The 22,694-nt window shown below is 50.2% G+C and carries 22 protein-coding genes and 4 tRNA genes; 8 read left to right on the top strand and 18 right to left on the bottom strand.

The window, feature by feature from the left end:
- Nucleotides 1–11: 11 nt before the first annotated feature.
- Nucleotides 12–1,718, bottom strand: coding sequence for a tetratricopeptide repeat protein (locus tag EL262_RS08740; RefSeq protein WP_078735481.1), 1,707 nt, complete (start codon nt 1,716–1,718; stop codon nt 12–14).
- Between the two features lie 97 nt (nt 1,719–1,815).
- Nucleotides 1,816–3,183, bottom strand: a complete 1,368-nt coding sequence (locus EL262_RS08745) for an MATE family efflux transporter (RefSeq protein WP_025836765.1) — start codon at nt 3,181–3,183, stop codon at nt 1,816–1,818.
- A gap of 299 nt (nt 3,184–3,482) precedes the next feature.
- Here EL262_RS08745 and EL262_RS08750 point away from each other — a divergent pair, with 299 nt between their 5' ends.
- The gene (locus tag EL262_RS08750; RefSeq protein ID WP_025836766.1) at nt 3,483–4,820 is read left to right on the top strand and encodes a sensor histidine kinase; all 1,338 of its coding nucleotides are present in this window, start codon (nt 3,483–3,485) and stop codon (nt 4,818–4,820) included.
- Nucleotides 4,817–5,533: a response regulator transcription factor gene (locus EL262_RS08755; protein WP_025836768.1), complete on the top strand. Its 717-nt coding sequence runs from the start codon at nt 4,817–4,819 to the stop codon at nt 5,531–5,533. The genes EL262_RS08750 and EL262_RS08755 overlap by 4 nt, the downstream gene beginning before the upstream one ends.
- Before the next feature lie 168 nt (nt 5,534–5,701).
- On the opposite strand, the gene EL262_RS08760 is transcribed toward EL262_RS08755, so the two are convergent.
- Both EL262_RS08760 and EL262_RS08765 read right to left on the bottom strand, forming a co-directional pair.
- Nucleotides 5,702–5,947 (bottom strand): GlsB/YeaQ/YmgE family stress response membrane protein, encoded by a 246-nt coding sequence (locus tag EL262_RS08760; RefSeq protein ID WP_025836770.1) that lies wholly within the window; start codon nt 5,945–5,947, stop codon nt 5,702–5,704.
- A 100-nt stretch (nt 5,948–6,047) separates the two neighbouring features.
- Nucleotides 6,048–6,572, bottom strand: coding sequence for an RNA polymerase sigma factor (locus tag EL262_RS08765; protein WP_025836772.1), 525 nt, complete (start codon nt 6,570–6,572; stop codon nt 6,048–6,050).
- Nucleotides 6,573–6,859: 287 nt separating this feature from the next.
- Here EL262_RS08765 and EL262_RS08770 point away from each other — a divergent pair, with 287 nt between their 5' ends.
- On the top strand, nt 6,860–7,243 hold the full coding sequence (locus tag EL262_RS08770) for a YkvA family protein (protein WP_025836773.1): 384 nt from the start codon (nt 6,860–6,862) through the stop codon (nt 7,241–7,243).
- Between the two features lie 54 nt (nt 7,244–7,297).
- On the opposite strand, the gene EL262_RS08775 is transcribed toward EL262_RS08770, so the two are convergent.
- A tRNA-Thr gene (locus EL262_RS08775) sits at nt 7,298–7,371 on the bottom strand.
- Between the two features lie 365 nt (nt 7,372–7,736).
- Here EL262_RS08775 and EL262_RS08780 point away from each other — a divergent pair.
- From EL262_RS08780 to EL262_RS08790, 3 genes are read left to right on the top strand one after another with little or no spacing between them, the layout of a single operon-like run.
- Nucleotides 7,737–8,492 (top strand): acyl-[acyl-carrier-protein] thioesterase, encoded by a 756-nt coding sequence (locus tag EL262_RS08780; RefSeq protein WP_025836775.1) that lies wholly within the window; start codon nt 7,737–7,739, stop codon nt 8,490–8,492.
- A gap of 13 nt (nt 8,493–8,505) precedes the next feature.
- The gene (locus EL262_RS08785) at nt 8,506–8,757 is read left to right on the top strand and encodes a hypothetical protein (RefSeq protein ID WP_025836777.1); all 252 of its coding nucleotides are present in this window, start codon (nt 8,506–8,508) and stop codon (nt 8,755–8,757) included.
- A complete protein-coding gene (locus tag EL262_RS08790; protein WP_025836779.1) occupies nt 8,754–9,200 on the top strand; it encodes a nucleoside deaminase in 447 nt (148 codons plus the stop codon). Before EL262_RS08785 ends, EL262_RS08790 begins: the two co-directional genes overlap by 4 nt.
- 138 nt (nt 9,201–9,338) lie before the next feature.
- On the opposite strand, the gene EL262_RS08795 is transcribed toward EL262_RS08790, so the two are convergent.
- The 7 genes from EL262_RS08795 to EL262_RS08825 all read right to left on the bottom strand — a co-directional run bounded on the left by EL262_RS08795 (nt 9,339) and on the right by EL262_RS08825 (nt 14,365).
- Nucleotides 9,339–9,411, bottom strand: a tRNA-Lys gene (locus EL262_RS08795).
- A 321-nt stretch (nt 9,412–9,732) separates the two neighbouring features.
- Nucleotides 9,733–10,743 carry a tRNA dihydrouridine synthase DusB gene (gene dusB, locus EL262_RS08800; protein WP_036844312.1) on the bottom strand — a complete coding sequence of 337 codons (1,011 nt, stop codon included), beginning with the start codon at nt 10,741–10,743 and terminating at the stop codon, nt 9,733–9,735.
- Nucleotides 10,744–10,764: 21 nt separating this feature from the next.
- On the bottom strand, nt 10,765–12,438 hold the full coding sequence (locus EL262_RS08805; RefSeq protein WP_078735482.1) for a SulP family inorganic anion transporter: 1,674 nt from the start codon (nt 12,436–12,438) through the stop codon (nt 10,765–10,767).
- A 69-nt stretch (nt 12,439–12,507) separates the two neighbouring features.
- Nucleotides 12,508–13,038, bottom strand: coding sequence for an HXXEE domain-containing protein (locus tag EL262_RS08810; RefSeq protein ID WP_025836781.1), 531 nt, complete (start codon nt 13,036–13,038; stop codon nt 12,508–12,510).
- Between the two features lie 317 nt (nt 13,039–13,355).
- A tRNA-Val gene (locus EL262_RS08815) sits at nt 13,356–13,430 on the bottom strand.
- 341 nt (nt 13,431–13,771) lie between these two features.
- A complete protein-coding gene (locus tag EL262_RS08820; RefSeq protein WP_052101860.1) occupies nt 13,772–14,068 on the bottom strand; it encodes a DUF1858 domain-containing protein in 297 nt (98 codons plus the stop codon).
- 12 nt (nt 14,069–14,080) lie between these two features.
- Nucleotides 14,081–14,365 carry a cupin domain-containing protein gene (locus EL262_RS08825; protein WP_025836783.1) on the bottom strand — a complete coding sequence of 95 codons (285 nt, stop codon included), beginning with the start codon at nt 14,363–14,365 and terminating at the stop codon, nt 14,081–14,083.
- Between the two features lie 311 nt (nt 14,366–14,676).
- On the opposite strand from EL262_RS08825, the gene EL262_RS08830 reads away from it, so the two are divergent.
- The gene (locus EL262_RS08830; RefSeq protein ID WP_078735483.1) at nt 14,677–16,017 is read left to right on the top strand and encodes a serpin family protein; all 1,341 of its coding nucleotides are present in this window, start codon (nt 14,677–14,679) and stop codon (nt 16,015–16,017) included.
- A gap of 119 nt (nt 16,018–16,136) precedes the next feature.
- Here EL262_RS08830 and EL262_RS08835 read toward each other — a convergent pair whose 3' ends face one another.
- Nucleotides 16,137–16,877 carry a glycosyltransferase family 2 protein gene (locus EL262_RS08835; RefSeq protein WP_025836789.1) on the bottom strand — a complete coding sequence of 247 codons (741 nt, stop codon included), beginning with the start codon at nt 16,875–16,877 and terminating at the stop codon, nt 16,137–16,139.
- A 37-nt stretch (nt 16,878–16,914) separates the two neighbouring features.
- Here EL262_RS08835 and EL262_RS08840 point away from each other — a divergent pair.
- Nucleotides 16,915–16,986, top strand: a tRNA-Arg gene (locus EL262_RS08840).
- A gap of 58 nt (nt 16,987–17,044) precedes the next feature.
- Here EL262_RS08840 and EL262_RS08845 read toward each other — a convergent pair.
- From EL262_RS08845 to pdxH, 5 genes are all read right to left on the bottom strand, one after another.
- Nucleotides 17,045–18,793, bottom strand: a complete 1,749-nt coding sequence (locus EL262_RS08845) for a DEAD/DEAH box helicase (RefSeq protein WP_078735484.1) — start codon at nt 18,791–18,793, stop codon at nt 17,045–17,047.
- Nucleotides 18,794–19,085: 292 nt separating this feature from the next.
- Nucleotides 19,086–19,637: a hypothetical protein gene (locus EL262_RS08850; protein ID WP_025836791.1), complete on the bottom strand. Its 552-nt coding sequence runs from the start codon at nt 19,635–19,637 to the stop codon at nt 19,086–19,088.
- Nucleotides 19,638–19,854: 217 nt separating this feature from the next.
- On the bottom strand, nt 19,855–20,829 hold the full coding sequence (locus tag EL262_RS08855; protein WP_234983399.1) for a ribonuclease Z: 975 nt from the start codon (nt 20,827–20,829) through the stop codon (nt 19,855–19,857).
- A gap of 14 nt (nt 20,830–20,843) precedes the next feature.
- Nucleotides 20,844–21,329, bottom strand: coding sequence for a hypothetical protein (locus EL262_RS08860; protein WP_078735485.1), 486 nt, complete (start codon nt 21,327–21,329; stop codon nt 20,844–20,846).
- A gap of 703 nt (nt 21,330–22,032) precedes the next feature.
- A complete protein-coding gene (gene pdxH, locus EL262_RS08865; protein WP_025836795.1) occupies nt 22,033–22,677 on the bottom strand; it encodes a pyridoxamine 5'-phosphate oxidase in 645 nt (214 codons plus the stop codon).
- Nucleotides 22,678–22,694: the final 17 nt, after the last annotated feature.

The following is a 22,694-nucleotide window of genomic DNA, read 5'->3' on the forward strand; positions in this document are numbered from 1 at the left end:
GTGATGATGTCTTATCTCACGAGTGTCCTAAAGAAATCTTGACCGACATACTTAGCGAACTCACGATCCTGAGCAATGGTCTTTGCCATGCTTGGATCCATCTTCACCGCTGTTGCGATACCGTCACGTACGAGGTCTGTCTGTGCTGTGCGTGCACCGATGATCGCCTTGAGGTAGTGGGTGGTCGCATCAGGAGTCTTGATCTTTGAGAGGAGGTCAAGAGCCTTGTTGTAGTCGTTGTTGAGGATCTGAGCGACGACAGCATTGTTGGATGCTTCGTCAGCAAGAAGGCTTGCAGCCTCTGCATATTTGCCTTGGCGGACATAGAGAAGACCCATTGCCGAGGATAGTTCTGCAACGTTTCCGGCCTTGCCGAGGAGTTGTTCGGCATCAGATAGCTTGCCTTCGCCTACCGAAAGAAGAGCCATATTCATGAGTGTCGAACCATTGGGCTTGCCGGTCTTGCCTGCGATCATAGCTGCTTTGTGGAAGTGCTCGAATGCTGCCTTCATGTCGCCTGCACGGTAAGCAAGTGTACCGAGGTTGTTGTATGCACGAGAGTCTTCCGGGTAGATGCGAGTAGCAGAGGTATAGATTTCCTTCTTTGTCGCATCGTCGTCAAAGAGGGTCGCAGAGTAAAGGAGTTCCTCCACATTGAGTTGGTCAGGCGTCTGACGACCCATGCGAGCGAGTTCTTCGTCACTCTTACCTATGATCTCTACGTTGGCGATGAGTCTTGAGCGGCGTAGCTGTGGGAGGATGTCGTCAGCGAGTTGTCTGAAGACAGAAGAGATGTTTTTGATCTCTCTTTCTCTCACCTCAGGATCCGGATACATAGAGAGTACACGTAGTACAAGGTCTTTGTCTTGGATGTTGCTCTGCTCTACGAGGGTCTTGAAGCCTTCCCAGTCTTGTGCAGTATAAAGAGCATTGACGGGTGCATCTACCTTGTTTTGCTTGAGTGTTCTCTTGACGTAAGATGAAGTGTTCTTTTCGCGTTGAGCCGCGAGTCTTTCGTTGAGGTCGTAACCACCATCGGGAGATGCATAAGCCTGTACTTCGATGTCTACGTTTTGGTTGGCTGCCTTGTCAGCTGCCTTGACACGCTCCTTCCACTCCTTGATGGCCGCCTTGTTGAGCTCTCCCGAGCGGAGGCCTGCCTGCTGGATGAGGAACTTGATGTCCGCATCATGCTTTTCCTTGATGATGCGTTGGAACATATCAGGTGCGATCGATGCTGTCGCATACTTGTGGCTTGCGATCTGCTCGGTAGCGATGACACCCTCACCGACCTTCACTGCGGGGAGCTTGACGGTCTTCTTGCCGATGCGAGCTTCGAAAGTCAGGTAAAGATCAGACTGTTGCATCGCCGGGATGTAGTCAAATTCGCTTGTGATTGTCTGCTTGCCACCCTGCTTGTAAGCGATGGTGACGCCATTGCCTCTGACTTTCTCGCCTTGGAAAGTATAAGTCGTGCCTTGTGCTTCGCCACCTGCGTAACGTAGGACCGGAGTGACACGTACTTCTGCCTTCTTATGGAACCACTTCGCGGGGATGTCGAGAGTGATTCGGGCAGGTACTTTTCCGCCCTTGACCACGAGAGGTTGAGGCTCGACTTTGACATACTTTGCGTCGAACGGCTTGAGGCTGCTACACGCTGCAAATACCATCACCAAGGCCGTTGCCAACAGGATTTTTGTAAACGTTTTCTGTTTCATAATATTCATTCCTAATGTAAACATAATACCCCCTATGAGGGGAGGACTACTACGGCAAAGATATAAAAAATAAAGTATTCGCCCTCCCTGAGTGACTTTAAGTCAGTTGTGACCACTTGGCATCGCGCCACTTTTCGGTCGATATGAACCTGTAACTCAACCATCCAACGAGTGCGTAATAAAAGATTTCGACGGTGTAGCAGATGTGTACCGGAGCCTGTGCCCAGAGTGTCACTATGAGTGAGTATATGAGATAGCCGATGATGGTTGCCATTTCGATGGAGAGGGCTTTGGAGGTCGCTCCTGTAGCCGATACTGCGATGAAGTAGATGTTGCCGACAGAACTGATGGTCATCGCGATACATATCACCCAAAGGGATGGGATGGTCTCCGAGATGAGACGGGCATCATCCGTAAAGATCCGCAAAAATTGCTCGGGGAACATCATGATGATCGCACAGATCGATACCGTCGTCATCAGAGACACTCCGGCGACAGTACGCAGACTCTTATGTATGCGTTCGCTCTGATTGGCACCGATGAGACTGCTCACTGCCGTACTTACAGACGTGCCGTAGGCACTTGTCGAGACGTGTATCAGTATATAGAAGCTCCTCACGATGGATGCTATCGCCATGGCACGCTCGCCCAACTTCTCGATGAGAATGAAGAAGACAGTCCACACCGAGAGGCTGATCAGAGCTTGAAGCATCAGATAGACCGATAGTCGCAGGGTGGTGCGCATCAGTGTCAAGTCGATGACGCGCATTGCCTTGAACGTCATGCCGTAGGTCGGCTTGTCTACCTTATATTTTGTATAGGTGAGATAGAAAAGTAGTGACCCTGCTTCGGCAATGACCGAAGCGAGTGCAGCTCCCCGCACCCCCATGGCCGGTAATCCGAAATGCCCGAAGATCAGGGCATAGTCCAGAAATATATTGATGATCGCCATTACAAAAGCGTTGTATGTCAGTACTTTTGTGCGTGCGATGCCAAGATAGAATGCCCTGAATACGACCGAGATGAATGCAAAAAGATAGCCCCATACCCTTATGTCCATGTACTCTGTAGCCACTGCTGAGAGTGCTTTAGAGGAGAGGATGGCGTCGAAGAGGGGTGCAGCGATCCAGCCACCGAGGAGAGCAAGGATGACTGCCGATACCACGAGCATGATGAAGCTCTGAGACAGCACCCTGCCGATGCCATCGTGTTGGCCTGCGCCATAGCGACGAGCGACGATGATCTGTGTCCCCGTCCCAAGGCTATGCCCCAGAGTATAGATGCAGAAGTAGACAAGTGTCGCCATACCGGCACCACCGAGCTCTACTTCGCCCAGATGTGCCATGAATGCCGTATCGGTGATACCTATTATGTTTTGAGCCATCAGGGAGATAAAGACGGGTCCTGATATCTGGAGGATCCTCTTGACCCCGAATGAGTCGGATGATGTTTGGATTGTGGACATAGGAGTGTGTGGATATTGACGGCTCGGGGGCTAAAGCGGTCGTCCCTCGTTTATGAGCCTGCATATAAGCCTCAAAGAGAACTTATACATCACAAATATAAACATAAATCATGGGATGAAATCACCCCTTAGTCTCACAACAAGGTTGTTTAACTCGTTGTTTCAATTTACCCTGCTTTTTTACTTCTTAGAGATGCTTTGCTTGAGGAAGAAGGAGGCATTGAGGGGTTATTTTGATTAGTTTCGATAGATTTGTTGTGTCTCGAAGTCTTATCTTTGTTTTGCGTAAAATACATCCTATGAGACACAACAAAAACATACACAGTCATCTGCTTCTTGTCATACTTACGTCTTTGGCTTTTGTCGGCCTACAGATCTTTTGGTTGGTCTCTGAGTATAGATCACTCACCAGGGAGACAGAATATCGCATGGATAGCCTTTTGGGAGAAGTGACCGGCCGTAAGATGCAGACGGATGAGGTGGAGATACCTTCGGCAAAAGCCTTTTATGACATCTCGATTTTCTCTGCAGATTCTGCTTCACGGGGCGGAGCCAAGGTCCTTGGTGGAGCATCGAAGGTCTTCAGTATCGACATCAAAGATGGTGATCTCGTCGAGATCGATACGAAGGATGGTACCATGATGAGGGTAGATACCTTGCTTGGAGAATCGGGTGCTGTCGTCGAGTGGAGTTCGACTTTTGACAAGGATAGTACGGGCAGGGCTGTTTCGATCATCACAAAGACGCTCCGAAAGAGTTGGGTGAGTGGTGACATTTCGGCCGATTACTCAGTGATGGCGGATGGCAAGGTCTACACTATACGCCTGAAAGGGCAAAATAGAGAGTTTCGCAAGATCATGGGATTTGTTCTCGTGAGTATTGTCAGTATGATTGTTGTAGCCATGGTTATTTGGAGCTTCTGGAAGTTGCTTCGGCGTATCGAAGAGGAGCAAAATGCACAGAGACGCAACGAACAGTATTTCTTCGGACTCATACACGATCTCAAGACTCCTCTGTCGTATACTCATGCCTTGTTGGACAAGTTGGGGCACTCGTTTGGGGAGAAGCCGCAAGTGCTTGAGAAAATCAATCATGGCAATTTGCAGGTCGCCAAAGTCATCGATAAAGTCGATGAGCTGCTCGCGATACCTCGGCTTACGCACATCCACGAAGAGGATTATGGGGTGTGTTATCTCGAAGACATCATAGACACCATAGAGGGTGAGCTCATCCATACTTATGCCACACAGGACATCACTTTCGAACACTCCTTCACAGAGGGGATAAGGTACATCCTGCCCATCCGTCAGACTGAGCTCATACTGCGGATACTGCTGGACAATGCGGTACGCTACTCGGGGCCCACTCCGAGGATAACGATACAGGCAGAAAGTACTGAGGACTATTTGCAGATCCTCATTTCTGACAATGGGGGAGGTCTTCCCACGGACAAGCAACGTATGATCATAAAGAACGAGACCATCCAAGAGCTTGCTTCGTCACAAAGAGGTAACGGGATCGGGCTCATGACGATCTGCAGACTCATGGAGGCTATGAAGACAACTCTTCGATACGAGAAGACCGTTGACGGCAGTCGCTTCTCCTTCTCTGTCCCTCAAAAACGAATAAACCCATGAAAAGTGACAAAGTCAAAATCCTTCTCATAGATGATACCGTCTACTTCGGAGAAGAGTTGGCCGAGCAGCTTGGTGCTCTTGGTTTCGAGGTTTTGTATCTCTCCACACCGACAGGGCTGGATAGGGTTATAAGGGCGTTTGCTCCTGATCTTTTATTTTTGGATATCGACCTTGGTGTCGGGCAGAGTGGCATAGAAATTTGTGCCGAATTGAAGTCGGATCATCCGACCCTGCCTGTCATTCTCATTTCGTCGCACACCGACGCTGAGACGAGAGAGAAAGGGATCAGGGCGGGGGCAATGGGCTTTGTCGGCAAACCTCTCACAGCAAGTCTTCTCCAAGCTTACGCACATCTTTATATCGACAAGAAAGAGAGCTGTCATACACCTGCGGATGCGGTCTATGCCGATTTGTCTTGTCTGGGCAGACTCAAGGTTTCGTTCAAAAGAGGGCTGATCTTTTATCCGAATAACGAGGTCGCATCCATAAGCCCCATCCAATGCTCCATCCTTCGGGCCATGATGGATCGTATGGGCGAAGAGGTGACGATGGATGAGATCATGGAGAACGTCTGGGGACGAAACTCCTCTGTCAGTTCGCCTGCAGGTGTATATACAGCTATCAGTATGTTGAGGAAGCTATTGAGGTTTGACGAAGGGATACGCTTTCGTAGTGTGAGGGGTATTGGCTATCGGTTGGATGTCGAGTCCTGAGTGTCTCAAGGGTGTGAGCTCAATTGGGCGGAGGACTTTTCTATGAAATGTCTTGTCATATTGGGAATGACAAAGGGGACACACCGAAACATCATCGTCTCGATACATCCCCTTGTTGTTCATACTCTCAGGTCAGTCCTTCATGAGGCTGTGAGAGGCAGGAAGTCCTTATTTCTTGCGGAATAGCCCGGCGATGAACAGGATCAAACAAGCACCGATGGTAGACACCACGAGTTGACCCCAGAAGCCTTCGTCGGCCGACATGCCGAAGAGTCCGTAAGCGAACTTGCCGACAACGCTACCTACCAAACCCAGCAAGATGCTCTTGATCCAGCCCATTGAGCCGTTACGCATGATTGCCGAACCGATAAGACCTGCAAGAAGCCCGATGATAATGGTTATTATCCATCCCATAATTTTTTCCTTTCTTTTGTAGTTAATAATCAATTTAGGCACTGCGATCCCGGCTCTCCGGCCGCGTGAAAGTCTTTCACGGCTGTGCTTTTATACGGCATCACTTCACGTAGTCTGCGAGGATGCCTTGTAGCTGTTTGCGTGCGAAGAATATACGACTCTTTACCGTCCCGATCGGAAGGTCAAGGGCATCTGCGATCTCCTTGTACTTGAACCCCGCCAAAAACATCGAGAATGGTTGCTTGAGATCTTCACTCAACGTCTCTATCGCTCCATTGATTTCCTTGATGCTGAGCTCATGATACGGCGTGCTGATCCCGGTATTGTCGCTTTGCGAACCCACATAAGAGAGATCGGCATTGGCATCGATGATCGAGTGGGTGCGTATGATGCGGTGATAGTTGTTGATGAAGAGGTTGCGCATGACAGTGAAGACCCAACCTTTGAAGTTGGTGTTTTCTCTGTACTTATCTCTATTGGAGAGGACTTTGAGCGTTGTCTCCTGTCTCAAGTCTTCAGCTGTCTCTCTGTCTGCTGTCAGAGAGAGCGCAAAGCTGTACATATTATCTTGAAGTTGGACGAGATTTTCATCAAAGAATGCTTTAGATGATGTTGTATTCTCCATAACGCGTATAATATATTTGTCTTTGTTATCCTTAATATTGTGATAGGGACATTCCTAATCAAAATGTTCCACTATTCAAATTTACGAAGAATTATCGATAAGACAAGAGCGTTTTATATAATTAACAAGTTCGTCGATCTTGTGTGTATTGGCTTGATAGGTATCGATTTACATCGGTTTTGAAGCCTGAATGAGGGGAGATCGTGCTCCGGCTAAGATTTTGATGTTATGACTATTCGTCCGAATTGACTAATTTAGCATCATAACCACAAAAGTAACAAAACAGAATGCAAGCACAAAAAATAAAAGCCCTCTTTTTCAACGATATCCCTCGCTTTGCCAAATACTTCTCGGAGACGAAGCTGTTTGACAAGCTCAAGCGTGTGGCCGGTAAGGCTGCCGGAGAAATCCTCTTGCCGATCCTGCGCCTGTTCTATGTGATGAAAGCTCCCACCACGCCGATTCATCGTAAGTTGCACATCGCTGCGGCATTGGGGTATTTCATTTTTCCTTTCGATTTCATACCTGACTTCCTTGCACCGGTACTGGGATTTGCGGATGACCTTGTCGTTGCGACGACGGTACTGAAACTTGTCTCGAAGTACTGTACCGATGAGATTGAGATGCAGGCACAGCGTACTCGCAAACGCTTATTCTCCTGCTCGAAGTAACCACAAAAAAGAAGAAGCTCATCACCGGTGATGAACTTCTTCTTTCTTTTTCTGAGCCTCTTGTCGGATTCGAACCAACGACCCCGAGATTACAAATCACGTGCTCTGGCCAACTGAGCTAAAGAGGCAAAAGGGTAAGCTGACTATATCGCGCCGCTACAACCGACTGCCCTTGCTGCGGTCAAGCCCTGGGGGATTCATCAGGAGCTGGCCGTATAGGACTTACCCACCGCAAAGTTACGATTATTTTTCGAACTGACAAGCCCCGACCAAGTCGCCTTTGTCCGTGCAATAAGGGTATGTCCTCATCCGAGTCCGGCCATCTTGCCGTCTACCCTCATGCGTTCAATAGGATAGGTTGTGTGACGATAAGTCAAAAAAACTAAATATTAAATTCCGAAGATTGGTCAATAATGTGTTTCTTTGTAGATCAGAAACGCTTTTCAGGGATATATCGTCCCATAAGGATATAAACATACGATCAACGAAGACAATGAGAATAGACGATATTTTTGACTTATTTACCATACGGTTTGAGCTATGGCCCTTTCATCTGGATCTCAATCAAGACTATCCTTTGGCACAGGTCATCAGCAGGATGATCCATGTCGCCGGAGAGCACGCCGGCTCCAATGGCTTCGGTATCAAGGATCTCAATAAGAGTGGGTACACATGGGTTCTTTACCGACTCAGTGTAGAGATGGATCAGCCCATCAAGGTCGGGCGACCTATCGATATCTCTACCGGAGTCCTCAATAGAGACGGTATGGTCACTCGTCGTCTCTTTGTCATCTCTCAGGGTGGTCAGGTCGTTGCGACAGGGTTGAGTCATTGGGTGGCCATCGATCTCTCCTCACGTCGTCCCACTCCGATCTCCAATGTGATTACTCGTGATGTGTGTGTACGTGACATTCCGCCTGTCAACATCCCCGAGATCCCTCGCAAGCTCATCGAGGGCATGGAGACTTTCGTCCCATCTTTCGATCACCAAGTCAGGTATTCCGACCTTGACATGAACAAGCACGTCAATACTGCCGTATGGGTCTCACTCGCAATAGACTGTATCGGATTGGAGCAGTTTGAGCGAAGTTACGTGCACCGGGCGGATCTCCATTTCGTCAACGAAGCCTTCTGGGGCGATACGCTCACCGTCGAGCATTGTGCTACTGCCGAAGGCGATAAGATGCGTGTCAAGGGCAGTGATGGGAAAGAGTGTTTTGTCCTTTCATTGAAGTGGAACGATAAATAAATCTACCTCTCTCATGGCTGTGAAGACGTCCAAACCCAAGCACACCAAGTCTTCGGGATCGGTAAGGAAGGAAAAGCGAGAGTGCCCTCTCGCTCTCATGCTCACACCATCGGAGTACGAACTCGTGCAACACTTCGTGAAGAAGCAGAAGATCACCAATAAGTCCGAATACTTCCGACGTCTCATCCTTACCGAGGTCTTCAGCAAGCTCAATATCCACTATCCTACGATCTTCGAGGAAGACGAACTCACCGGAGGCCTATGAACGCACCTCTCCTCAACGACGAATACTTCATGCGTCTTGCACTTACTGAGGCCCGACAAGCTGCCGAAGAGGGCGAAATCCCCATCGGTGCCATCATCGTGTGCAACGACAAGGTCATCGCTCGTGCCCACAATCGTTCCGAAGCTCTTTTGGATACCACGGCTCATGCCGAACTCATGGCGATAACATCTGCTCAGAACTATCTCGGATCGAAGTTTCTCACCGACTGCACCCTCTATGTCACCATCGAGCCCTGTGTGATGTGTGCCGGGGCTATCCGTTGGGCTCGTCCCACACGTGTCGTTTGGGGTGCAGACGAGCCAAAGAGTGGATTTTCACGTTTTTCGAAGGAGATCTTTCATCCCAAGACCCTCATTACCTCCGGAGTCCTTGCAGACGAATGCGCGGAGCTCATGCGTAGTTTCTTTGTCTCTCGTCGATGATGCGTCCATCGTCATACTTTCTATTTGTCAAGTCTTGATCGTCCTTGTGTGACAGGGGCTCTGTCTGACGCATCCCCCTTCGACAGCGGATACAATAAAAAAAAGATAGAGGAGCTCTCACGAGTTCCTCTACCTTCGTGATTCGCCTGGGGCTCGAACCCAGGACCCCATCCTTAAAAGGGATGTGCTCTACCTGCTGAGCTAGCGAATCCTTACTGTCAATTATGAAAATCAAATGAAAACAAGCAGATGAATCACTTCATTGCGGTGCAAAGGTAAGTAATAAATCTTAATTAACCAAGAGTGACGGCAATCTTTCCTGAAAGTTTTAGTGCGAAACGGATGCGATGATTTGGTGTACTCGACTCTCGGGGTAAGTCAGAGGGTACTGTCATGTCCTTGGGGTAGGGGCTTTGCACTTCGTTTCTCTCGCATTCTGAATACAATAAAAGAGGGCGTGTCAAGATAAAGGTTTTGACACGCCCTCTTTTGTGATGTGATTTTGCAGAACTTTCAGGTTGCTCGTGACGGCTTAGTTGGTCGGAGCATCGAGGTCGACGACGGAGACGTCGTACTTCTGAGGCACTTCGTCGAGGAGTCGGAAGAGCTCTTCCTTACTCTCGGCACGGAGGAGGGCGATGCGCATACTTTTGAAGTCCGCAATCCCCTTGAATATCGGTGTCATTGCGATGTGGCGACGGATATGCAAGATACCCCCATATTCGCCACACTTGTCGATGCTCTCATTGACCTGTCGCTTGAGTACATCGATGTACCACGCATAGTCGTGGCGGGGGCGTTCTTCGCCACGAAGGCGAGCCATCACCCCTTCGAACATCCAAGGTCTTCCGATGCTTCCACGGCCTATCATCACCGCATCCACCCCCGTGGTCTCAAACCTCATCAAAGCATCGTCGCCCGTGATGATGTCACCGTTGCCTATGATGGGGACGGTGATGCGAGGGTTGTTCGCCACACGACGGATGGGCTCCCAGTCCGCTTCGCCCTTGTACATCTGACTCCGTGTGCGACCATGGATGGTGATCGCCGCCGCTCCGGCATCTTGGAGTTGTTCGGCAAGGGTGTCGATCACGATATCGTTGCAGTCCCAGCCCAGGCGTGTCTTGACAGTCACGGGGATGGAGACCGCCTTGGCGACCTCTCGGGTGATTTCGAGCATGAGGGGGATGTTGCGCAGGAGGCCCGATCCCGCACCTTTGCTTGCGACACGCTTGACAGGACAGCCAAAGTTGATGTCCAGTATATCGGGTCGTGCCTCTTCGCTGATCTTTGCCGCCTCTACCATTGTCTCCGTGTCACGGCCATAGATCTGTATGGCCACGGGGCGTTCGACATCGGCGACCTGCATCTTGCGCACCGTCGATCCTATGCCACGTATGAGGGCGTCGGCAGATACAAATTCTGTATATACAAGGCTTGCGCCAAACTCCTTGCACAGCAGTCTGAAGGACGCATCTGTGACATCCTCCATCGGGGCAAGGAAGACAGGGCGTTCGCCAAAATCTATCGATCCTATCTTCATTCGGTAAGTTGTTGTTGAGTTTTATGAGTGAGAGAGTGCTTTTGCACGTTCGAGAGCTTCGAAGATGTCCGAGCAGATGTTCTCTCTGTCCAGTTTTTCGAGCAATCCCGAGTCTTCTATGACAAGTCTTACATTGTCACGCACACCGCTGAGGATCATCACTATACCTTTGCCCTTGTGGTGGTCTGCCATGATGCTGAGGTTGTGGAGCCCTGTACTGTCGATAAACGGCACCTTGCGCATACGTATGATACGCACCTTGGGCTTGGTGGCTATCGTCCTCATGGTCTCGTCAAACTTGTTCGCAATACCGAAGAAAAACGGTCCGTCGATCTCGTAAACTTCCACGCCCTCGGGTAGGCGGAGGGTCTCACGGGTGAGGGTCTCAGCTCCTCCGGCAGGGTCGAAGTCGGTCTCGTGCTTGCTGATGTTGGACACCTGCATCACGCGGCGCATGAATAGGAGGATGGCCAAGAGCATACCTATCTCTATGGCGACGGTGAGGTCGATGAGGACGGTGAGGATGAAGGTCACGAGGAGGACTGCGACATCACTCTTGGGCCCTTTGAAGAAGGCTACGAACGAACGCCAACCGCTCATGTTGTACGACACGATCACCAGCACTCCGGCAAGTGCAGCCAGTGGGATGTATGCCGTCAGTGGTGAGAGGAAGAGGAGGATGAGCAGTAGGACGATGGTGTGGACAATGCCTGCGACCGGGGTACGTCCGCCGTTGTTGATGTTGGTCATCGTGCGAGCAATGGCTCCGGTCACGGGGATGCCACCGAAAAATGGCACAACCACGTTGGACACCCCTTGAGCGATCAGTTCGGTATTCGAGTCATGCTTGGCACCGATGACCCCATCCGCCACCGAAGCACTGAGGAGACTCTCGATGGCACCGAGCATGGCGATGGTGAACGCACTCGGGAGGAGTGCCTGCAAGCGTTCGATGGAGATGACCGGGAGACGAAACTCCGGCAGTGCACTCGTGAACGTGAAGTGATCACCGATGGTGTCGGGGGTGGAGATGTCCGTGTACTGCCCCAAGAAGTAGCTCACGACGGTGAGGAGGATCAGAGCGATGAGCGACCCGGGGATCTTCTTCGAAAGCTTCGGGGGCAGGACGATGATGAGCACCGTCGCTACCGCAAAGACGAGCGAAAGAGGTTGCCACGTGTCGAGGTGTGCGAAGTAGGCTTCCCACTTGCCGAGGAAGTCTCCGGGGATCTTATCTATCGTCAGTCCGAGGATGTCCTTGACTTGAGTCGTGAATATCGTCACTGCAATACCCGAAGTGAATCCCACGATGATGGGATAAGGTATGAAGCGGATGACCGTCCCGAGACGCAAAAATCCCATCAGCAACAGCATCAAGCCTGCCATGAGCGTCGAGATCGCAAGCCCGTCGATACCATGCTGAGCGATGATACCGTAGACGATGACGATGAATGCTCCGGTAGGGCCTCCGATCTGCACTTTGCTACCACCGAGGAAAGAGACGATGAAGCCACCGATGATGGCTGTGATCAGACCTTCCGTAGGCGATACACCACTGGCTATACCGAAGGCGATGGCCAGCGGCAGGGCGACGATACCGACGATGATGCCTGCAGTGAGATCCTTGAAGAATGTCTCCTTGTTGTAGTGCTTCAAATCCTTGAAAAGCTGTGGGATGGGCAAATTTTTAATCATAACCGTGTAAATGAGTTGGGACTAAAGACATAGAGTCTCAAAATTGCACGCACAAAGGTACGACATTTATCATATCTTCCTCTCCCACTGAGCAAATTTGCGCATCAAGAAAAATGCCATCGGGAAGGTCGCAAGCATCACCAATATACCTCCCATGCCCCACGAAAGCATTTCGCCCGGGGGCAGAAGGTCTTTTTGCCCGAATACCACAAACGTATGGATGCAGTAGGGTAATGTCAGTACGGTCGTGATGATGCAAGGGATATAACCACGGTGGATCAGCCACTGCCCCATGTGTATGAGGAGGTGCACGGAGTAAGCTGTGAAGGCGGCAAACCACAGCCCATACAGCCCGAAGTACACGCCACAAAGAGAGAAGGTAGAGAGCCAGACAAACTCGTGCAAGACCCCTACTGCAAAGGCCGAAGTCGAGCATCCGAAAAGCCCTTGCCGTGCGACAAACTGCTCGAAACGTGGGTAGCGTGATCTCAGCTCCGTACGATGATCACGCAGCCAGCTCTCAAGCATGATGATCTCTTCGAAGTCATGCGCCATAAATACTACCGGCAGTACTGCCATCAAAAATACCAAATGATCCATATCTTGACACGTTGAGAGAGGTTTGCTTCTGATCTCTCGACAAGTTACGAAAAAAAAACGCCTTGTCCACCGTGCGATGTTGTGTGATCTGAAGACTGCCGTGGGGCTTCGTGCTGTTTGGTGATGTGCGGAGCATTTGATCGATCCTGCCGTCTACCCCCTCTGAATATACTCCAAGGGAGCTGTGTCAAGATTCGTTTTTTTTTGACACAGCTCCCTTGGGATCGCTCGACAATGCCTGTTGTCGATGGGAGGTGAAAAAGAAAAAGTGCCGATAATCAACTTTTGGAGTATGATTACCGACACTTTAAGTTTTGTGGGCCCTGACGGATTCGAACCGCCGACCCTCTGCTTGTAAGGCAGATGCTCTAAACCAGCTGAGCTAAGAGCCCGATTGTTGTCCTGATTTCTCTAAGACTTTGCAAAGGTACGCATTTATTTTGATCTTCCAAATAAACGGTAAACTTTTTTCGGACTTTTCTGCTCATTATTTTGATACCATGCTTGATGTGGACCGACCGATGTGTCCTCAGGATCTCACTCTTTTGTCTGTGTATGAGACTTTTCTTATACCGGGCTACTGATCCTAAAGCATGACCTGCCAAAGTCGGGCATCCATGGGATGAATCACCTCCCAAATAAACATCATTGGATCCTCGATATCGAATCGTAGGACTCGTTTCATCGAATCTTACGACTTTCGTCATCGAGTTTAACGACTTTTTTTGTGGGGCTATTTTGCCCGCTCGTGCTCTGCGATGAGTTGTCCAAGCTTTGTGATGAGCTCTTCGAGGTCTGTGCCGGAGCGTTCGGACATCATGGCCACGGAGACCTTGGGGATCATCAGTCGGGCAAACGGTGTCGTGAGCATCTTGAACGCAGGGTTGATGCTTTGGAGCTTATCCCTGAGCCATGGGTACGACCTCAGCAAGTCTGCCAGCCTGGTCTCTCCCGTGATCGTGTCCGTGAGATCGAGGCCGTCCGATGTCGGGGTCGAGAGGTCTTCTTGGGGGATTTTATCTGCATCCATTGGAGGGCGGTCTTATCGTCTGTTGATGAGATAAACGAAAAATTCGCTTGGCTCGATGGCTCTTGCACTGATGCTCGCTTCTCCCGGGAAGTGCAGTACTTTGCCCGGGATGAGGAGGTGCTTCTCCTGACCATCGAGGGTCACTTCGACCTGTCCACGAACGACGGTGAAGAAGACTTCTTGACCTCTGTGGTCGTGTGCGGGGACGGTCTTGTCTGTATCGAGTTCGATGTGTACAAGCATGAGTTCAGGCGTGTCGAGAAGGCGGCCGAAAGCTGAGAGTTCTTTTCCTAACATGGTGTTTGTGTAGTTTATCTTGTGAATGGATGGGCAGAGGTCTTTTTTGTTTTCTGCCGGAGTTTTGTTATTGCAAATGTAGCTTAAATGAAAGACATATCCTTGGTTTTGCCGTACCTCAAATTGGGTATTTTGATGCTCCCCATGAGCAAGAGTTACTTTTGGGAAAAATAATGCCTCATCGGTGTGCAAGGTTCTGATATTTCGAGCATTTAATGAGTAAAGGGGGTTGCCCCGATGAGATGATGTGGGGTGGAGGTCGGAGGCCTCAGCATCCGAAGTAGAAAACATCTAATAATAACCGAACAGACATGAAAAGACATTTGATTTACCTTGTCGGACTTGTCGTGATGCTCCTCGCTGCTTGCAAGGAGAACAAGTCCCACATTCCCCAACACCCGAGTGGCCCTCTGCCTGCAGATCAGGTGACGGTCCTCTCGCAGGTCGATCTACCTGAATTGGGAGCGGAGCCACCGGTCATCCCCAATGCCGAAGAGCTCCCCATATCCTCTGAGGAGAAGGCTCTTGTCGAAGGTAGCAATGACTTTGCTTACAGACTCTTCGCTCAACAAGCGCGGAGAATGAGGGGCAAAAATCTGATCATCTCTCCGCTGTCTTGGGACTACGCTCTTGCGATGGTCTCTGTCGGTGCAGATGACGACGTCCTTGCCGATATCCTCAAAACCATGGGATGGGATAAGGAGCAGAGATCTCACATCCCCGCCTATCATAAGCACTTGACAAGGCACATGGAGACCTCAAGTGCTTATCAGAGGATCTTCGTCTCCAACTCTCTTTGGATCGATGACAACAGTGCTCGCGAAGTCAAGCCTGAATACCCAAAGGTCTTGAAGGAATACTTCGATGCGGGTATGAGTGTCCTTGACCTCTCGAAGATTGAGGCCGTCGGGCACATCAACAACTGGGTGGAGCGTAAGACTTACGGCAAGATCAAAGATCTGCTCTCTCCCGGTATCGCCACCGATCAGCTTGCGTTTATCCTTGTCAATGCGCTCTATTTCAAGAGCCCGTGGGAGGCTCCATTTGACTCTCGCATGACCGTGGATGGGACGTTCGTCAACGCAGAAGGCAAAGAGCAGAGCGTGAAGATGATGAGGGCAGTGATGACCGAGACCTTTGTCGATCTGCCTGATGTGCAGATCTTGAGGATACCGACAGAGGGCCGTGCTTTCTTTGTGGACATCATCCTTCCGAAGGATAAGACTGCACCTCTGACCTCTGACTTCTTGACCAAGTATGCACCTCATGAGGTGTTTAAGAAGTATTCTCGCCAACTCAATGTGTCTGTCCACCTGCCAAAGTTCAAATTCACGACAGACCAGCTTTTCCTCATGGAGAGAGTCAGACCGAAAGATGCCGAAGAGCTCGGCTTGCTCTCCATGCTTCGTCCCAATGCTTTGATCAACATGATGGACAACCCTGAGCTCCGGATCGACAAGATCGTGCAGAAGTGTATGGTGGGATGGGATGAGTCCGGTGTCGAAGCTGCGGCAGCCACTGCCGTCATCGGTATAAAGACATCTCCAACAACGCCCGACTTCGAGTTCAAGGTGGATCATCCTTTCTTCTTCGCCATCACTCATGCCGGTAGTGACAAGTTGATGTTCGTCGGTCAGGTCAATAAGATCTAACCTCTCCTTCCTCCTCTGACACAAGGCGGAGAAGGCAAAAAAAAGTTCTTTTCCATAAACGACAATAGGCATCCGTCCGATAGGGACAGATGCCTATTTATTTTTGTGCAGATCGTTTTTTACTTCACAAAGATGGCTCTCATGACAAAGTAGAGGTGACTCCACACTGTGGAGATGAGCCCATAGTGCTTGCGCATGATCGCGAAACGCTCCATCAATGAGGCACGGTGGTGCTTGGTCGTCGCACCTTCGGACAGGTAGTCGGTGAGCGTAAGGTGGGTGTTGTGATTGTGAGTGGATCGACGGAGGATCTTGATGCACCAGTCCACATCTGCCGACAGACGATAGGAGAGGTCGTAGTGAGGAGCAAGGTCTCTGCGGGCGTAGAATGACTGGTGACAGACAAGCATCCCCTTTCGGAAACTACCTGCGGTGAGGACTTCCGGTGGGGACAAGCGACGTCTTCGGATAAACTTCCCCGACTCATCGACGATGTCTGTATCTCCGAATATCACCCCGGGACGATCACTGCCTATTTGGTCAAAGACCCTTTGGAGAGTGTCCTCACGGTGAAAGACATCACCGGCATTCATGAAGCAGAGGTAGTCTCCGGTGGCGAGGTCGATGCCTTTGTTCATCGCATCGTAGATGCCACGGTCGGGCTCGCTGAGGATGATGTCTATGTCTGCCTTGTGTCGCTCCAAGAGTTGTGGGGTCGCATCCGTCGACTCTCCGTCCACGACAATGTATTGGAGATGAGGATAGGTCTGACATCTGACCGAGGCGATGGTCTTCTCCAGCTCTTTGGCAGCGTTGTAACAAACCGTAATTACGGATATCGTCGGCTTTTCTCCTTGCATATCATCTAAAAAAACTATACTTTTGTACCGTCAATGAGGCCCTGTAGTTCAACGGATAGAACGGAAGTTTCCTAAACTTTAAATAGGAGTTCGATTCTCCTCGGGGCTACTATCATCAGAGGGTGTGTCAAAATGCAGATTTTGGCACACCCTCTTTTTTGTGTCTGTTATCGTTTGCGCTTGCCTTCACGGCGGAAACCGGAGGTGAACTGGCGATTTTCTTTCCGTTTGCCATCTCGCTTGCCACGATTGTATTCGCCACGGCTCTCTTTGCGATCGGCTTCGGGCTTCGCGATCTCGACCTTGATGCGACGACCGCCGAGATCATAGCTGTTCATCTCATCGATGACGGTGAAGGCATCTTCTTTCTTCACCTCAAAGTAAGCACGAGACTCATAGATGTCGATCTTACCGATCTCGACAAAACTGCCAAGACAGCGGTTGATGATGTCGATGAGGGTGTTGGGGTAGACCTTGTCACGTTTGCCGAAGTTGATGGTCAGTCGCTCGAAGCCTTTCTGTGCCACTCCACGACGACGCTCTTCTCGTGTCTTGTGTTCACGTTCGACAGCTCGTTCTTTCTTCTCGCTGACCTCTTGGATCTCTTCCGCATCCTCGTAGTACTTGATGAGGCGTTCGAGCTCCATGTAGACGACACGACGGATGAGTTGCTCGTTGTCCAACCAAGAGAGGCGATTCATCACCCCATTGATGTACGGAGCGATACGCTCATCGTCCGGGATGGTGTTTTCGAGTCCATCGATGAAGTTGTACAACTGCTTCTCGCATATCTCTTTGCCTGATGGTATATGAGCCCTCTCAAACTCGACGCCTGTCAGCTTCGCAATGTCGCGAAGACGACCCTTCTCGCGAGAGTGGCAGATAGAGATCGAGATACCGCTCTTGCCGGCACGAGCCGTACGGCCACTGCGGTGGGTATAAGACTCCGGGTCATCGGGAAGCCCGAACTGGATCACGTGCGTGAGGTTGTCCACGTCCAGACCGCGAGCAGCGACGTCTGTGGCGACGAGGAGCTGGAGATTGCGCACGCGGAACTTCTGCATCACGTAGTCACGTTGCTGCTGAGACAAGTCACCATGCAACGCATCCGCATTGTAGCCATCTTGTATGAGCTTGTCCGCTATCTCCTGCGTGTCTCGTCTGGTACGGCAGAAGATGATACCGTATATGCTTGGGTAGTAGTCTGCTATGCGCTTGAGGGCAAGGTATCTGTCCTTGGCCGAGACCATATAGTAGAGGTGGCGGATGTTCTTGTTTGTGACATTGCGTTCGCCCACCACAATCTCTTTGGGGTCGTGCATGTATTGACGGGTGATGCGAGCGATCTCTTCGGGCATGGTGGCACTGAAGAGGAGCATGTGTCGCTCTTGGGGGATCTCTTTGAGGATCTCATCGATGCTCTCGGAGAAACCCATGTTGAGCATCTCGTCTGCCTCGTCAAGGACAACATCCGATATCTTCGAGAGATCGAGAGCTCCACGACGGACAAGGTCAAGGAGACGTCCGGGGGTCGCAACGACAATCTGTACCCCCTTGGAGATCTGCTTCATCTGCAGTTCTATGGATGCACCACCATAGACAGCGACGACATTGAGGTCATCGAGGTACTTGCTGTAGTTCGCGAGATCTTTGGCGATCTGCACGCAGAGCTCACGGGTGGGAGATAGGATGAGCGCTTGTGGATAACGCTTGGAGGTGTCTATATTTTGTAGGATGGGAAGCCCGAAAGCCGCAGTCTTACCTGTACCGGTCTGTGCAAGTGCGATGATATCTATACCTCCACCGAGCAGATGAGGTATGACAGCCTCCTGCACGGGCATGGGAGACTCGAAGCCCATCTCTTTGATAGCTTCGCATAAAGGGGCAGAGATGCCCAATGCTTCAAATGTTTTCAAATGTGTGAAATCTTTAGTTGTGTACGAAAAAAAGGGTGCAACCATGCAGCCTCAGCCTGCAAAGTTACACATAAATAAATGAATCTCAATCTTCTTGTCGTGTTTTCTATTGACTTTCAAGCCTTTTGGTTGCTTCTTTGGGCGTTAGTCGGAGTAAGAGCTCCCCAACCACCGCACGCCGATCAGTTACGGCCGACCATTGGTGAACGAGAAAAAGAGAACCGCCCTTGTACCAATAAGCGTACAAGGACGGTCTTTTTATCGTCAAGTCCAACAGTAAATACTTTGTTGATTAGAGCTTGAATGAGACACCAAGTTCGAGTGCCGAAAGACCGTAGCCTACTTCTGCGAATATTGCAAATCTTGGGGCTACGTAATACCTTGCTCCAAGGTATGTAGAGTAGAATGAGCCACTTCCTGTTGCAGAATTGATAGGGGTGCCGGTTCCACTGCTGTAGTAGCTTGCAGTGACGATGTTGTAACCCAAGATTAATCCTACATAAGTATCAAGCTTGCTCACAAACTCATAGTGTAATGCTCCACGAGCACCAATTAGGAAGTTGTTGTATTTCCATCCGTAAGAGTAGGTCGGAAAAGTGAATTCGGTCTTGTTGGAAAGGAAGCCTGCATATCCACCGATTGTGATAGAGCTTTTGTTATCGAAGAGTCTGTCCTTCACTCCATAGTCAAATGATACTGATAGGGGAGGGAACGAGGTGGTTTTACCGTAAGTTCCGAACCCCACACCGATATTGACGATCTTGTCTCCCTTTCTTACTGTCTGCGCATTAGCCATGAAGATACCTGCGATCATCATGAATGCAACGAGCATTATTTTCTTCATAGATTGGTTTTGTAGTTTTTAGTTTTTTATTGGACTCTCTTTGGTGTCAATCACTTTCGGACGCCGGAGGGATGTCTTGTATAATACCTTTATCGTGCACCCTTTTTAGCATTTCCGGAAGACTTTGACTACGCAAATATATGCCTTTTTATTCTCTTTCGATTCATTTTTGGATATTTTGGGGAATAAAAAAGAAACACGACCCTTTCGGATCGTGCTATTTTGAGAGAGATTTGAAGTCGATGATGAGCCCTTCGTCACCTGCGATGACTTGGGGGAATATGGATAAACACTCTTGTCTGAGCCGTTCTATGTCTTCACGACTACCATAACGAGCCGAGTAGTGTCCGATCAATAGTGATCCCACCCCTGCCAACTTTGCTATCTGAGCTGCCTGATGGGTGGTCGAGTGTTTCGTAGTTTCGGCACGTGCGGTGTGAGAGGCTTCGAACGTCGTCTCGTGATAGAGGAGATCTACTCCCTCTATGTGAGGGATGATCTCCTCCCTATATGCCGTGTCCGAACAGTAAGCATAGCTGTACGAAGCCCTTGGGGCCTTTGTCAGACGGTCGTTCGGGATGACCGTGCCATCAGGCTGAACGAAGTCCTCTCCCTGCTTGATCCTTCCGAAGTACGCCATCGGCACACCATAGAAGTCTGCCGAAGCCCTGTCAAGATGTCTTTGAAGTGGAGTCTCTCTGAATAAGTAGCCTATCGTGGGCACTCTGTGATCCAGCCTGAAGGCAGATACGGATACGGACTTGTCCGAGTATATCTCTTTGCACCCATCAGGGATGATTTCGTGAGCAATGATCCGTTCGGCATCTTCACGGCAGAAGAGGTCGATGATCATGTCGACATACCTCTTGATCCCTTTGGGACCATAGATGTGTACGGGATGGGTGGTGCCGAGGAGTGCCATCGAGTTGAGCAATCCCGGTAGACCCAGACAGTGATCTCCGTGCAGGTGGGATATGAAGATCCTGTGCAGGTGTGCGAACGAAGCCCTGTACTTGAGCATCTGCAACTGCGTCCCTTCTCCACAATCAATGAGGAAGAGCTTCTCCCTGAGCCTCAATATCTGAGCCGAAGGGTGGTGGGTCAATGTCGGCTTGGCCGATCCACAGCCAAGTACTTGGAGGTACATCCCGTCCCCCGTGATGGACTTCAAGTCCGGTCTTGATCCTGTCATCTTCTACTGTCTTGTCAGGGTGCAAAGTCTCCCAAGCCCATGACCGTCACTCGGGCATCGTCCGGATCATGGATACCGATATTGGCCCGATCTCTGTGCTCATGGATTTTGTTGCCATTGAGGAATCCCTGCGCAAAAGTCTCTATGAGTGCGTACCCTGTATGTTTTGGGGCGACTTTGACCGTCACTTTCAGACCGGTTTCGGATCTTTGGCTTGCGATACGATACCTATTGCTTCCCATGGCATCGAAAACAACTTTTTGACTGACATGGGTCCGTTCGTCGTTGATGACGACAAACTCGTGGCGTGTTGTCTCGAATGTGAAGGTGATGACACTTGGTCGCGACACCGTGATGTCATAAACTTGTTCGTAAATTCCGGGTCCCCTGTTGGTATGGAGATCATCTATGCCCGTGCTACAGCCGACAAATAGCGGCAGACATACCGCAACAATGAGAAGCGGTACGATATACAGTGATTTTTTGAATATGCGAAACATAAATAAACTGTCTTGAATCATTATTTAACCCTCACCGATCCACACTTCGGATCGATATCCTATATACGAGAAAACTACCTTGTAGCCGAAGAATGCTGTGTACAAGGTAGCTTTCTATATGATAGCCGCGCCGGGAGATTGTGACGAAACTCCAAGAAAACAAGTTTTGAGGTTGACGTACACTTTGTAATCCGCCGTACCCCCTTTCGGAGATAATCTCGAAAGATTGCGGCCCGCCATTATGCTTGCCAAAGATCTCGGAATTGTAAAAGAATGACGAGTTCCCCGATCGCCCGACACGACCTTTATCCATCTTTCTTTATTGCAAATATAAAGAAAAACGATGAGGTTTCAAAGATCGAAGGCTGTTTTCTTGGACGAATCTGTCAAGTAGACTCGATCTGCTTGAGTGGGTACGTGCTCTCGATTGCGTTTATTTGCTCACGACTTAGATCGGGAGTGACTCTGATGAGAAAAGGTCGTAGGATGGTCGAGATCAAGTTATACGACTTTCGTCATCGATCTTAACGACTTTCTTCATCGAGTCGTACGACTTTTTTCAGTACGTCATATCCTCAAATAAAAGCCCCCCGCTTCGGTCGACGGTGATCGATCCGAAACGGGGGGATACGGCGGTCCTAATTCCCGTGCCTGGGGTGGGGACGTATGTGTGGCCTTGTTGTGTGTCTGTGTTGTTGCGAACTTAGGGAGCAAGTCTGTCCAATGACCATGTGCCGTCGGCCTGCTTTTGGTATAGGAAGCGATCGTGCAGACGGCTTTCGCGACCTTGCCAAAACTCTATGCGAGACGGTTCGACGGCATATCCACCCCAGTTGTCGGGTCGGGGTACGGTGCGGCCGGTGTACTTGAGACTCTCTTTGACGAACTCCGACATGATGAACGTACGTGATGGTATGGGTTGGCTCTGTGGCGAGATCCTTGCACCGACACGGCTTTTGTAGGGGCGTTGGGCGAAGTAGGCATCAGACACCTCGGGAGCGACACGACGGCAAATACCTTCGATGTGTATCTGACGCTCAAGTTGGTGCCAGAGGAAGGTGATGCAGACGTGAGGGTTCTCGGCGATGTGCTTACCTTTACGGCCTTCGTAGTTGGTGTAGAAGATAAATTGTCCGTCGTGGATCTCCTTCAGCAAGAGCGTGCGAGAAGCAGGGCGACCCTGCGCATCGGCTGTAGCCAAGATGATGGCCGTAGGCTCAATGACTTGGAGACGGATGGCTTCGGCAAGCCACTCTTCGACTTTGACGATAGGATCGGCAGGCATATCGCTGCGAGAGAGACTGCCCACGGTGAAGTCTCTTCGTATATTCTGTATTTCGATATCCATGATTTGTTTGTATGGGT

This window comes from Porphyromonas cangingivalis, assembly GCF_900638305.1.
Classification (GTDB): domain Bacteria; phylum Bacteroidota; class Bacteroidia; order Bacteroidales; family Porphyromonadaceae; genus Porphyromonas_A; species Porphyromonas_A cangingivalis.

Excerpts from the sequence above, each read along its gene's own strand:
- EL262_RS08780 (WP_025836775.1), top strand. The coding sequence starts at position 7,737 with ATGAGAATAGACGATATTTTTGACTTATTTACCATACGGTTTGAGCTA.
- dusB (WP_036844312.1), bottom strand. The coding sequence starts at position 10,743 with ATGAAGATAGGATCGATAGATTTTGGCGAACGCCCTGTCTTCCTTGCC.
- EL262_RS08805 (WP_078735482.1), bottom strand. The coding sequence starts at position 12,438 with ATGATTAAAAATTTGCCCATCCCACAGCTTTTCAAGGATTTGAAGCAC.
- EL262_RS08790 (WP_025836779.1), top strand. The coding sequence starts at position 8,754 with ATGAACGCACCTCTCCTCAACGACGAATACTTCATGCGTCTTGCACTT.
- EL262_RS08745 (WP_025836765.1), bottom strand. The coding sequence starts at position 3,183 with ATGTCCACAATCCAAACATCATCCGACTCATTCGGGGTCAAGAGGATC.
- EL262_RS08765 (WP_025836772.1), bottom strand. The coding sequence starts at position 6,572 with ATGGAGAATACAACATCATCTAAAGCATTCTTTGATGAAAATCTCGTC.
- EL262_RS08835 (WP_025836789.1), bottom strand. The coding sequence starts at position 16,877 with ATGCAAGGAGAAAAGCCGACGATATCCGTAATTACGGTTTGTTACAAC.
- EL262_RS08740 (WP_078735481.1), bottom strand. The coding sequence starts at position 1,718 with ATGAAACAGAAAACGTTTACAAAAATCCTGTTGGCAACGGCCTTGGTG.
- EL262_RS08810 (WP_025836781.1), bottom strand. The coding sequence starts at position 13,038 with ATGGATCATTTGGTATTTTTGATGGCAGTACTGCCGGTAGTATTTATG.
- EL262_RS08830 (WP_078735483.1), top strand. The coding sequence starts at position 14,677 with ATGAAAAGACATTTGATTTACCTTGTCGGACTTGTCGTGATGCTCCTC.
- EL262_RS08770 (WP_025836773.1), top strand. The coding sequence starts at position 6,860 with ATGCAAGCACAAAAAATAAAAGCCCTCTTTTTCAACGATATCCCTCGC.
- EL262_RS08850 (WP_025836791.1), bottom strand. The coding sequence starts at position 19,637 with ATGAAGAAAATAATGCTCGTTGCATTCATGATGATCGCAGGTATCTTC.
- EL262_RS08825 (WP_025836783.1), bottom strand. The coding sequence starts at position 14,365 with ATGTTAGGAAAAGAACTCTCAGCTTTCGGCCGCCTTCTCGACACGCCT.
- EL262_RS08785 (WP_025836777.1), top strand. The coding sequence starts at position 8,506 with ATGGCTGTGAAGACGTCCAAACCCAAGCACACCAAGTCTTCGGGATCG.
- EL262_RS08750 (WP_025836766.1), top strand. The coding sequence starts at position 3,483 with ATGAGACACAACAAAAACATACACAGTCATCTGCTTCTTGTCATACTT.
- EL262_RS08855 (WP_234983399.1), bottom strand. The coding sequence starts at position 20,829 with ATGACAGGATCAAGACCGGACTTGAAGTCCATCACGGGGGACGGGATG.
- EL262_RS08820 (WP_052101860.1), bottom strand. The coding sequence starts at position 14,068 with ATGGATGCAGATAAAATCCCCCAAGAAGACCTCTCGACCCCGACATCG.
- EL262_RS08860 (WP_078735485.1), bottom strand. The coding sequence starts at position 21,329 with ATGTTTCGCATATTCAAAAAATCACTGTATATCGTACCGCTTCTCATT.
- pdxH (WP_025836795.1), bottom strand. The coding sequence starts at position 22,677 with ATGGATATCGAAATACAGAATATACGAAGAGACTTCACCGTGGGCAGT.
- EL262_RS08760 (WP_025836770.1), bottom strand. The coding sequence starts at position 5,947 with ATGGGATGGATAATAACCATTATCATCGGGCTTCTTGCAGGTCTTATC.
- EL262_RS08755 (WP_025836768.1), top strand. The coding sequence starts at position 4,817 with ATGAAAAGTGACAAAGTCAAAATCCTTCTCATAGATGATACCGTCTAC.